The organism is Anoxybacillus sp. TBDG-1, from assembly GCF_054815885.1.
In genome coordinates, this window is sequence record NZ_JBTZSY010000060.1 from 1 (window position 1) to 11754 (window position 11754).

Genomic DNA, 11754 nt, shown 5'->3' on the forward strand with positions numbered 1-11754 from the left:
CCCCCAAGCCCCCTAGTGTCGCCCATAGCCCATAGGGAACAGGACGGCCTGTCCAATTAATAGCGGTTTAAGCTGACACACAAGGTTACACTTTTCCCTTCACCGATCCCCCCTGAAAATTTTGCACCCCCTCCATAGGACGCCCGAGGACACCCGAAGGGTGATAATTCCCGTAGCAAGCAAAGCAGAGAAAAAAAGAGGACGACCTATACAATTAACTGCGGTTTAAGCTGACACACAAGGTTACACTTTTTCCTTCACCGATCCCCCATGAAGATTTTGCACCCCCTCCACAGATTTCAGGATCTGAATTGGCACTAGATGGCATATTGTGTATTCGCTTGTAACACTCGGGCTAGTTGAGCGTTAGCGTTCAACTATCACCACTAGTTACTTATTAATCATTTGTTATTTACTATGTAAAAGTTTTGTTTATGCCATGAAAACATAAAAAAAAGAGTTTATGGAAAAACAACCATAAACTCTTTTACATGTACATGCGATATTCTCTCCTTGCTCGATCCTCACTTTGATATTCTTTTAAATAGTCAATGATTAAATTTTTATACCCAAAAACGGAAAACACCTCTACAATGTCTAAATGCAATACCTCGATCAAACTACAAACCACCAAAAACGAAGGAACTTTTGTCTTGTCTTTCTCCAACTTCCAAATATATGACGAATGAATCCCTGCACACTCCGAAACCTCCCTTAACGAAAGGTTCAACTCGCTCCTTTTTTTGCGTACCATATCAGAAAAACTTATCCGATCTTTTCCCACAGTGCAACTACACCCCTTTTTTATTGTCTATATACTTATTTTATTGCGAAAACAAAAAAGAAATAAAAAAAAGAGGATTATGAAACCTAAGTAGTTCAGTTTTGAAGTAGAAAAAGTAAAAAAACATTCTAATTATCAAGAGTTTTAGATGTGTTTTTGATAAGAAAATAGCAATATAATTAGCATTTAAAAAGGTATTGGATTTTAATCCAATACCTTTATTGTGTTTATGATTTTTCTTTTTGTCTCTTCTATATAAGTTGAAATTTTATTTTCCATCCAGCCGATCACTCGCCACGTTATATCAAAGTCGACTTGTATGGAGGTAAAACAGAAACGAACAATCAGAAATTCTTTATTGCAACTTATATATTATTATAAAAAAAATATATTATTAAATACTTGTACTTATTATCCTATCAATTTTTGATACCCTACCTATCAGATTCTGACAGGCTGACTTATCCAAAAATAAAAAAGCAGGGCTTAGTCAACTGCTCCCACTTCAAACTTCGTCAGAAGTTAAGTGGGAGCTTGCGACGACCCAGTAGTACCAACGTGCTAAGCACTCCTACCTTAACTTGGTGTCACATCGGGGTAGGTTGACGGCTACCCAACCACCCAAGTCATGCTTGGATGGTTTCTTCAACGATGTACTCAATTCCTTTTCGTTGAAGATTCATTGCACCCACTCGATCATCATTGGATTGGTAGTGACAGTTTTTACAACAAAATATATAGGTTGAAATTAGCGTTTATTTTTTATTTCTCGTCCTCTAACGAATGATACCAATGAAATCCCTTTTCTTCCGCTTCTTCTTCCGTGTAAATATCGAAAAGGTAATACATCTCACCAAACAATTTTCGGACTTGTTCTTTGCTGTATCCCAATCGTTGACAAGCCAACAACATATATCCTAATGCCTGCCGATTATCCATGTTTCTTCTTCTCCTTTACACTGGAATTAAACGTGTTTCAAGGCGCTTGAAATGCCCGTCAACGCGTTTTTTTTGTTTGTCCTAATATTAAACCATTCCCCGCCCGTTTAAAACGCCTTATAAACGAAAATAAGCGGTCTTTTTATCAACTATAATCCCCGTCGCCTAAATATTCGCGAATCGTGAAATATTTCTATCGTTCCTGCTTTATACGTTGTTGCGATTTCCTTTCCAAATTCCTTCATTGTCCTCCCCCTTCTCATATTTTCTAATAAAATCCAATATTGCCAATTCGATAATATCAGATTTATTGAATCGTGTCTGTTCCGCAAAATTATCTAATTGTTTCGCTATTGAATCCCGTATGATGATTGTTTTTCGTTTACGGGGTTCTGATGTATCCAGCGACATTATTCGTTCATAAAGCGGTTTTGTGTCGTTTGCGGGCGTGCTGGAACGCCCTTTGTAGTTCGCAATCATTTCTTTTAATATCGCTATTTCTTCAGCGGAAAAAACACCGCTGCTATTAACGTTGTTGTTCGGTTTACTTGGCGCTTTCATATTGCCTTTTTCAGCCGTTTTATTTACGGGCTTAATGTTTTCCCTTGCGTTCTGAATAAAATCGAAAATAGACCGTTCTAGCGGTTCTGGTGATGTGCCTACATATTCCCATCGTTTCGTTCTTTGCGAATATTCATAGCCCGCATTTTTTAGTCCTTCCCGTAATCGCTTTTCACCAACGCCAATTTCTTTGCAAAGAACTGCGGTTTTTGTGCCGCCATTCACTCGTTCCAAAATGTCCGAAATTATTTCTAGTGGTGTGTCCGTTTCGGGCATTTGCATAGTCGTTTCACCTCTCTTTCACATTTCCTTCACATGCGATTCACGTTCATTTCACCTTCATTATATCATCATTTATTGCCATCGAGATATAAAAAAGGTGAATCGTTAGTGAAGTGATGATGTATTACGTGTGAATCATGAATGAACTATTCACGAATCATATGTGAATCATACCGCACGGGAATGTGAAGCTATTACGAAGTTAAGGTGAACATTAGACGAATCATAGGTGAAGTGGAATCCATATTTCCAACGGTTTACATATTTTAAATTCCATATCGTTTCAAATAGCGATATATCAATGTTTTCCCGTATTCGTGTAAACGCCAGCTGATACGCAGAAATGGGCGGCACTCCGTACAACTTAAAGGGGGCATAACGTCCCATTTAACCGTGGTCATATGGTACATTATCAAACTATTGACGTACTGCAGTTTACTATGTACCATTTACATGTACCAAAATAGTGAGAAGGAATGATGCATAATGCCTATTTACGGATATGCAAGAACATCTACTGAACATCAAAATTTGCAAGGACAAATAAACGAATTAAAGGCATACGGTTGCTACAAAATTTTTAAGGAACAAGTAAGCGGGGCAACCGCTGAACGCAAGGAATTAAAAAAGTTACTAAGTACCGTCCAAAAGGGCGATAAAATTGTTATTACGAAATTAGACCGCCTTTTTAGAAGTACAAAACACATGTTAAATACGATTGATGAACTAAAAGAAAAAGGCGTGGGGCTTGTCGTCCTAAATATGGGCGGTGACACAATAGACACAACGACGGCAATCGGCAAATTGATGATTACGATGTTAAGCGGATTTGCTGAATTTGAACGGGAACTCATGTTGGAACGTCAAAAAGTTGGTATTGCTGATGCAAAAAAGCGGGGCGTATATAAAGGCAGACCAACGAAGTACACCGAAAAAAATCCGAAATTACAACATGCTTTAGAATTATTTGCCAAACGTGATGAAAACGGATATACGGTCAAACATATATTAGAGATAACGGGAATCGGACGAGGAACGTTGTACCGAAAAGCGAAGGAACACGGACTGATTTAATGTGGTTCGTGTTCTTTTTATTTATGCCGTTTAATTTTCGTAATAAATATGATCGATCCAACAATACAATTTTATATTTGGATAAATTCGAAATTTATATGCTTTATTAACTATCATGACTTTCACCTCCTTTTATGCTATGATATACATAGTATATCATAGTTGATATTAAATGTATATCATTTTTTAAGGGTGAAAGCATGGAAAAACAATCAGTTGTATTACGTTTTCCAAAAACTCTTTTAGAGAGAGTAGACAAATACAAAGAACAAAAAGGGTTTGGCACTCGCACACAAGCAATTTTTCACCTATTGCAAGTGGCTCTTGAGCAATCAGAACGTCAAGAAAAAGAAAGCAACTCATCTCCCACCTAAAGAGGTGGAGCCTTCTTGCTAATTTTAGGTAAATTTTATGGTAAACTAATCACTAAGCAGAAAGAAAAACAGTGGTGGTGAACAGGTTTGTGAGAGATATTGAGAATTTTCTTTTAAACAGTTGGGGAAAAAAACCGTTAACAGACTTACAACAAGAAGTTAATATTGACTTATATTCCTTATTAACCGTTGCTTATAAAATTGGTTTACATAAAATATCGACCCCTAGCATTAAAAGGCGGTGGACCTCTGATGAAGACAAATTCCTTGAAGATAACGCAAGTACACTAACTATTCCTGAGGCTAGTAATTTGTTATATCGTTCAAGGTATGCAACTTATCAGAGAGTTAAATATTTGCAACTAGAACAAATGATAAACAGAAAATAGGGGTGTATTTGAGGTGTATAATTTTAAGTTTATTGATTTGTTTGCAGGTATTGGTGGAATTAGAATTCCGTTTGATGAATTAGGTGGAAAATGTGTCTTCTCTTCTGAATGGGATAAGTTTGCACAACAAATGTACGAGGCAAACTTTGGTGAAAAACCAGCGGGGGACATTTGTGAAATTCCAAGTGAGGCTATACCTGATCACGATATTCTTTTAGCGGGGTTTCCTTGCCAAGCTTTTTCAATAATGGGAAATCAGCTGGGATTCGCTGACACCAGAGGGACAATGTTTTTTGAAATTGAAAGAATATTAGAATACAAAAGACCGCCCGCTTTTTTGTTAGAAAATGTTAAACAGTTAAAATCACATGACAAGGGAAGAACATTAAAGGTAATAATAAACAAACTAGAGAATTTAGGCTATAAAGTTAAATATGACATTCTAAATGCCTTGGATTTTGGATTACCGCAAAAAAGAGAACGTATTATTATTGTAGGTTTCTTAGACCATAATATCGAATTCGAATTTCCGAAATGTTCTAATGAAAAAAGATTAACATTAGCTGATATATTAGAAAAAGACGAAGATGTTGATAAAAGATATTGGGCTTCACCTGAGATCATAGAAAAGCGACTAGAAAAAGTGAAAGATAAAGATATTTTTTACCCTTCAGTATGGCACGAAAATAAATCAGGCAATATCGGTATCAATGACTTCGCTTGTGCCTTACGTGCAGGTGCTTCATATAACTATCAATTAGTAAACGGCAAAAGGCGTTTCACCCCTAGAGAATTGCTAAGATTGCAAGGTTTTCCAGAATCGTTTAAAATAGTGGTGTCCGACCAACAAATAAGAAAGCAAACTGGTAATAGTGTTGCTGTCCCAGTGATACGTGCAGTTGCTAAAAAAATGTTAGCTTGTTTGTACGATAAACAAGAAGTTGTTAACAGTAGTGTTAATAATCAGAAAAGGGAAGAAGAAAAAGAAGAAGAAAAATTTGAACAACTTGTTCTGTTTTAATCTCTAGGGGGTAAAATATGTCATATACCGTAAAGCAAGCTAAAGAAAAATTAGACAATCATATAAAAAAACAAAGGGTCTTAATGTACAAGCCTATTCAAATTGCTGAAATTCTATATCACCATCGTAATAAATTAGATGAGATTGACCCTTCTGATGTAAATACTTATCGCACAAAATCAAAAAGATGGCGGGACGATGTCACAAGAAGACTTGTAGGAAGAGTTTGTACTTCAAGTGCGAAGTTCCAAGACAATTTATTTGAAAAAAATGCGATTCCACCTGAACTAATCGCTGTGCTTGCTAAAGAAAATGAAGAAAATAATGGTATTGTTGAAAGTTATATTTATCATACTTTCAGAGAACGTCTTATGATGGTACGAAAAGTAGAGGAATATCTTGTTCGAAGTACTGCGGATACTTTTAGTTTCAGTGAATTCCTCAACATTTTTGAAAGTGAAAAGGCATTAAAGAAAAGTATCGATAAAATATATGAAATTACTGTTTATTCATTATTTTACACTATAATCAAGTACCTTGAAGTTGAGGTAAAATTAACAATAAATAATCTTGATGAAGAATTGATTAAAGACTTCGGAGAATTTACACGCTTAGTTATTGGTTTAAACCCAGATTCACCATCAAAGTATTTAGACGCAAGTATTTACCGCGTTGGTGTTACTAACGCAGCTGATAAAGGGTTGGATATGTGGACAAATTTTGGTCCAGTAGTTCAAGTAAAGCATTTAACTTTAACAGAAGAGGTAGCAGATGATATAGCAGAAAGTATTCGTGCTGATGAAATTGTTATAGTCTGTAAGAAAGCAGAAGCAAAAGTAATACAATCAATTTTAACTCAAATTGGTTTTAATCGGATACAAGGTATAATTACAGAAGACCAGTTAAAAGAATGGTATGATTTATGTTTCAGCAAATACAAAGACAAAATGGGACAATACCTACTGGAAACTTTACAAAGAGAATTTCATGAAGAATTTCCATCTACCCTTCAAATTGACCCATTTCTTGAAGAAAGAGGATATAGCATTGAGAATCATAAAAAAGGACTTTGGGTTTTAAACCAAAAATAGTCGAATAAGTCAACAACCCAACGACTAAAGTCGTGGGCTTGCAAGCCCCATGTTGACCAGACCAAGGCTTGAAACAGAGCCTACGTTATAGATGTCATGACACGGTGGGGTGCTTCTCCAGCCCTACCCTCTGTCGTGCAAGGTTAAACAAGTGCGGTGGGTAGCACTAGTGCTTTGCACGTAACAAGCATCTATAACATGGTCGAGGAGAATATGACCTGCGTAAGCAGAGGAAAGGGGAAAACCCTATGAACATTCTTACAGAAAAGAGGGAGCGGAACTTGCGTAAGGCGCAATTCCTCCCCATGCCTAAAGACAGGGGCTTCCTTGCATAAGTTTTGTGAACGAAGGAATTTCCAAATTGATCATTTATTTAATGAAAGAGGGGGTAGGCTAATAATGCCTAGCCTTATTTTTTTATGTTCCTGTCGAGGTTTTCCAGCCCGTCGCAAAAAATTTTTTACGGATTCGATATTTCGTAATTGGTAAAATTTTGCCTTACGCTTCTTGAAGTAAAGCACCCGATAGTTGAATAAGAAAAAGCTACTTAAAGGGTTAAAGATATATTTTATTTTTCTCTGTGGGGATCTATATAAGTTGAATTAAAGATTTACAACTGAACACACAAACGATCGATCGTTTGTTCTGGTTTCTGGTTGATTCGCTGAATAAAGGCTTGGACATTCTTTCTAATTTCTTGCACACTCGAATAGAACACGTTGTAAATCACGTCTGATATATTATCACTAATTCAAAGGACCTGTTATCATTTTTAACTGTAGATTCCTTAGTCTCCAAAAACTCAATATACCTGAAAAAGATATATGGAATATGCTTAAAGGCGTAAAATTAGCCATATTTATTTAAAAATATGGCTATTTGTTGATTTAAATTGAATCATTTATACTTCCAAAGTAGTTCGCTCTATATCAGCAACATTCTCAAAGATAATTCAACAACCTGTACAAGTGCGTACGAGAAATACCTAATTCCCTTGCCAATTCTGATTTTTTAGCATTAGGCTTTTTCTGCATGAGATCATGCAGCTTAAACAACTTATCATCCAGCTTGTTGTTATGTTCCTTAATATACTGTTCTCTTGTTAAAATACCTTGAGAACGACGCTTATTTTGCTGATACTCCGTATTCCTGAAACGTTTTTCTTTAGCATCAATTATGGTTGTCATATGCTTCATTTCTTCAGACGTAATGTCTAATGATTCAATAATTGTCCTATTTGCCATGGGTTTCTTTATGTTATCCATGGCCTTATACCACATTTTAAAGTCTCTTTTTTTGAATTCGACAAAAAACTCCATAGCGTCGTCATAAGCGTTGCCCGCAGTACGTTCCACTTCCCTTTTTTCTTGTGGATCTTGAAAGTGTTCATTCAATTGCAGAGCAAAATCTATCGTCTGTTGTTTGTTCTTTAAGATTAAGGATACAGTGTAAGAGTAGATGTAAGTCAGTACATTCCTCTTTTCAATATTTCCATTTCTTAAAGCAACCAATGTTTCTAAATCATTCTTACGAGCGTTATTCAGACTATAAAAAGTCCTTAATCCTGCCTCATTATTGAGAATAACGAGTTTTCCCTTAATAGATTTCTTGCTCTTTTTTGACTTTCTTCGATTTTCCAATGGTGTACAATACTCATACAACTCCGCCAAATCGTATTCTATTTTGTTCCATATCTCCACACTTACCTGTTTTCCATTTTTACTATTTATACTACCAGGCAAACGGAAAACTCGGGTAACATCAGTTGTAGTTGTATCAGCACCTAAATTCCTCAATTTAGAAATGTATTGAGCTGTAATATACTGCGTAAGAAATGCCATTGTTGGCGATGCCCCACCACTAATAGAATAAATAATTTGCAGTCCACGTCCCGAAAAAATTACTAGATTAGGATTCGGTATTATCCCCTTATAAACAAGATCGATGATCCTCTCTCGTACTTTTGGAACGGGCAAACCCACCTTATAACAATCGATATCTATACCAATATTACGAATTTGTTTCAGCTTACCTGTTTTTCGATAACCATACTCAAAAGCATTTAAACTCAAATACATATCTTCCAAACCTCTTCTTGAGGCTCTAATTAATTTTTGTAAATCATTCAAACCATAGAAACAATGTTTTTTATCCAACAAAGAAAATGTACATACAAAGCCTGTTTTTTTCGTTTCAGACAAAAAACAATCATACCAATTCTCAATAATTGTCTTTTCGTTTTCTTGAAACTTTTGTAACAAAAAGGCCACGTTTCAAACTCCCTTCAACGTGGCCGCATCCCCTATATAGCAACACCCTAAAAATTACATGAAAAAATATAGTGCATGATTATTGAAATGCACGCACAATTTAATGTATTATTCTTCTTAGGATAATGTGTGGGTGGTTGCAACTCAGTATTGCCAGTACTGAGGAGGGGTGCAGCCACTTTTTTATTTTCTGTATCTTATAGAATAAGTGTTACCAATATTCTATCAAATTTCTACACTGTTCAACAACAATACACATATTCCTATTAAACACTACATAATTCGACAAAAAAGAACAACTTAAAAAACTTCTAAGCATTTTGATACAGACAAACCCTTTTCTGTTCTTTCGACAATTATGGCTAAGTCTCCAATCTCCACCAGAATTTCTTCACCGACATTCATGCCAAGCAATTCATTGCGCATCGAGTACACAACCTCAAAAACATCCTCTTCACTGACCCTTTTCGCCACATCTAAGTCAATCTCTAAAATGGATAGTTCCATCATTTTTTCCTCACTCCCCATCAAAAATTCAAATAATATTTTCATCAATCATAGAATGAATCCTTCTACCCCTTTAAAAGATTGTTGTATTTCACCCCATCAAAATAACGATTAGTCAAGTCCAGATGGGAAACCGAAATTTTCAAATGTGTCCTCATAAAAGCGTTTATACCCCAATTCTCGAGTGTGGCATCAATCTTGGTTTTCTTCTCTTCTTTAGTGAAAAAATCTTTTACTTTCTCTTCCATCTTCGTAACAATATTGTTTTTTGCTTCTTCATCCAAAGCGAAAATGCCAACATGTAAAAAGACGGGAATGTTGAAATACCTCACGAACATCTGATACATACAAGCAATATTACTAGTAAACTTATGAATATCTTGAGAGTTATTCAAATCAAAGAAACACACACTTATACGAATTCGATTCTGTGTTCCATCTCTAAACAACCGAACAATATAGGCATGGACACCAAACATGTTATCAATGCTATAATTTATTATCTTTTTATCCTTCTTTGAAACAATGTCCATGACATCTATACTACCTCGATTTCTATGATACTGATAACGCAAAAGGTTTTGTCTAATTTCTTCTTCATTAACAATGAGATCCTTTCCTTTTCCCTTACCTCTCCCCATCTTTGCCCCTTTCCACAGACCTCTTAACTGTTTTTCTCTTCTTTCTTCTAAATTCCAAATGATATGTTTCAACTCATTAACCTTAACAAAAGGAGATAAATCTGGTTTTTTTAACAAATTATCCAAATAATAAATAGACTCATTCTTTTTATAGAGAATATTACTACCAAGTGAGCAAATGTAATCAAAAAGATTGTCAAAGGTCAAATCTCGGCCAGTAGTTATAAAACGAGGAATGATAATTTGTAAAATAAAAGCGTTTTTGAATAAGCTTAACAAAATTCGCTCATTACTATTTGACTTTGGAACAGCCGAGACTTCGTAACTCTTCTGCTTTGCCTCGATAAAACGAATAGCATATTTCCTCAACACCAAGACGTGTAGTTGCGTGGAGCGACCAAGTGCAACAAAAAACTCTTGTCTCAAAATATCAGCATACACAAGTTCTTTAATTTGCAAATGGAAATCATGGTAATCATTGGCTAATCCAAAAAACTTCGCGTACTCAAAAAGTTGTTTTCGTAACATAACCTTGTTCCCAAAACAGTAGATCAATCTAAGATAACTAGAATAACGCTGACAAACTTCCTCTTTTATACGATTGGTTACACCCACAAAGCCACCTCCAAAACATAATGAAAAATACAATGTTTAACACAAAAAAACGTCAAAATTTCCGTTTTAGCAAAAGAAAATATTAAAATTAAACTCTAATAGTCTCACAATCCAAATTCATGATTCCAATAAACATTTCTTTTGCTTGCAACTCCTCACGACCGTAAGAATTAGTAACAACTTCGAAAGCAACCTGCACTCCTTTCTCGTTCGTATAAATCGCATCAGGCATGCTAATGAATCCACTCTTTAACATATCCTCATACAATTTAGCCAGATTCTCTTCTCCCTGATCTCTAAATCGCACCAACTGTTCCTGAAACATATTTCGTACCTCTGTCTCTGTCCTCCATGTGTCTCGCAGATGGTCTGGCAAAGAAAAATACTTATTTGCTAACGACATGTCATGCAAAGGACTTTGGGCATGATAATGTCCCCGTATCGCCCACTGCCTTTCGGCTAATTCTCGACCTGCTCTGGTTAGCTTATAGCACTCCCCCGCCTTGTTACCATCTTTGTAAGCGACTTTCTCGATAAGACCGTCTTTGAGGTAGTTTTTAATGCGACTATCTGCAAGACCGCACGACTTCAGATGGTCTTTGGTGACGTGACCGACACGAGACATGGCGGTAAAAGCTAATCGGTCTCGCTGGAAGAATTGTGTGATATAGGGTTTGCTGCGTCTTGGCATGTCGTGTCCCCCTTTCTTTGCAGATATATTGTGGGGCAAGGATTTTACTGTCTCGCTTTGCTCATGAGCTTTGCGACAGCATTGCGAATGAGCATTGCGAGACAGTTGTCCTGCGAAGTTTGCCTTGCGACTTGCGACACGACAGTGTCGCTTGAAGCTTGGCTTACGGAGCAGGACAACACCCCGAGAGGGGCGAGCGAGTGTCGCGCCGTTTTCAAGTGAGTGTCCGCAGGACCGAACGTTCGCCGCAGGCGATGACAACGGCGCGAACGGAACGACACAACGAAACGTAGTTGAGTTGATGTCGTTCCACACGAGCGAAGCCCCTCATCCCGAGATGCGTTATTATACTTCGACATTATTGGAGATATTCAAAAATTCTCGTGCAGAACAAAAGAAGCGCCACTTCCCCCAAGCCCCCTAGTGTCGCCCATAGCCCATAGGGAACAGGACGGCCTGTCCACTTCCCCCAAGCCCCCTAGTGTCGCCCATAGCCCATAGGGAACAGGACGGCC

Annotated in this window: 12 protein-coding genes and 1 pseudogene; 5 read left to right on the forward strand and 8 right to left on the reverse strand. The window is 36.8% G+C overall.

What is annotated here, in order from left to right; all coding sequences use genetic code 11:
• Positions 1-487 precede the first annotated feature (487 nt).
• From ACYQY7_RS12850 to ACYQY7_RS12865, 4 genes and pseudogenes are all read right to left on the reverse strand, one after another.
• A complete protein-coding gene (locus tag ACYQY7_RS12850) occupies positions 488-754 on the reverse strand; it encodes a helix-turn-helix domain-containing protein (RefSeq protein ID WP_461202644.1) in 267 nt (88 codons plus the stop codon).
• 656 nt (positions 755-1410) lie between these two features.
• Positions 1411-1527: pseudogene (locus tag ACYQY7_RS12855) on the reverse strand (RNA-guided endonuclease InsQ/TnpB family protein); the annotation flags it as partial.
• A gap of 19 nt (positions 1528-1546) precedes the next feature.
• On the reverse strand, positions 1547-1723 hold the full coding sequence (locus tag ACYQY7_RS12860; protein ID WP_461202628.1) for a hypothetical protein: 177 nt from the start codon (positions 1721-1723) through the stop codon (positions 1547-1549).
• A gap of 207 nt (positions 1724-1930) precedes the next feature.
• Complete coding sequence (locus ACYQY7_RS12865) at positions 1931-2566, reverse strand: ribbon-helix-helix domain-containing protein (protein WP_461202630.1); 636 nt, start codon at positions 2564-2566, stop codon at positions 1931-1933.
• 486 nt (positions 2567-3052) lie between these two features.
• Between ACYQY7_RS12865 and ACYQY7_RS12870 the strand changes: the two genes are divergently transcribed.
• The 5 genes from ACYQY7_RS12870 (at position 3053) to ACYQY7_RS12890 (ending at position 6515) form a co-directional block, all read left to right on the forward strand.
• Positions 3053-3640 carry a recombinase family protein gene (locus ACYQY7_RS12870; RefSeq protein WP_461202631.1) on the forward strand — a complete coding sequence of 196 codons (588 nt, stop codon included), beginning with the start codon at positions 3053-3055 and terminating at the stop codon, positions 3638-3640.
• A 200-nt stretch (positions 3641-3840) separates the two neighbouring features.
• Entirely contained in the window at positions 3841-4014 is a 174-nt protein-coding gene (locus tag ACYQY7_RS12875) for a ribbon-helix-helix domain-containing protein (protein WP_021095998.1), read from the forward strand.
• An 89-nt stretch (positions 4015-4103) separates the two neighbouring features.
• A complete protein-coding gene (locus ACYQY7_RS12880) occupies positions 4104-4403 on the forward strand; it encodes a hypothetical protein (RefSeq protein ID WP_461202632.1) in 300 nt (99 codons plus the stop codon).
• A gap of 13 nt (positions 4404-4416) precedes the next feature.
• Positions 4417-5424 (forward strand): DNA (cytosine-5-)-methyltransferase, encoded by a 1008-nt coding sequence (dcm, locus tag ACYQY7_RS12885; protein WP_461202634.1) that lies wholly within the window; start codon positions 4417-4419, stop codon positions 5422-5424.
• Positions 5425-5441: 17 nt separating this feature from the next.
• A complete protein-coding gene (locus ACYQY7_RS12890; RefSeq protein ID WP_461202635.1) occupies positions 5442-6515 on the forward strand; it encodes a HaeII family restriction endonuclease in 1074 nt (357 codons plus the stop codon).
• 941 nt (positions 6516-7456) lie between these two features.
• On the opposite strand, the gene ACYQY7_RS12895 is transcribed toward ACYQY7_RS12890, so the two are convergent.
• From ACYQY7_RS12895 to ACYQY7_RS12910, 4 genes are all read right to left on the reverse strand, one after another.
• Positions 7457-8785: an AsnC family protein gene (locus ACYQY7_RS12895; protein ID WP_461202637.1), complete on the reverse strand. Its 1329-nt coding sequence runs from the start codon at positions 8783-8785 to the stop codon at positions 7457-7459.
• A 300-nt stretch (positions 8786-9085) separates the two neighbouring features.
• The gene (locus ACYQY7_RS12900; RefSeq protein ID WP_461202639.1) at positions 9086-9292 is read right to left on the reverse strand and encodes a hypothetical protein; all 207 of its coding nucleotides are present in this window, start codon (positions 9290-9292) and stop codon (positions 9086-9088) included.
• Positions 9293-9357: 65 nt separating this feature from the next.
• Positions 9358-10548 (reverse strand): hypothetical protein, encoded by a 1191-nt coding sequence (locus tag ACYQY7_RS12905; protein WP_461202641.1) that lies wholly within the window; start codon positions 10546-10548, stop codon positions 9358-9360.
• A gap of 88 nt (positions 10549-10636) precedes the next feature.
• A complete protein-coding gene (locus tag ACYQY7_RS12910; RefSeq protein ID WP_461202642.1) occupies positions 10637-11239 on the reverse strand; it encodes a hypothetical protein in 603 nt (200 codons plus the stop codon).
• Positions 11240-11754: the final 515 nt, after the last annotated feature.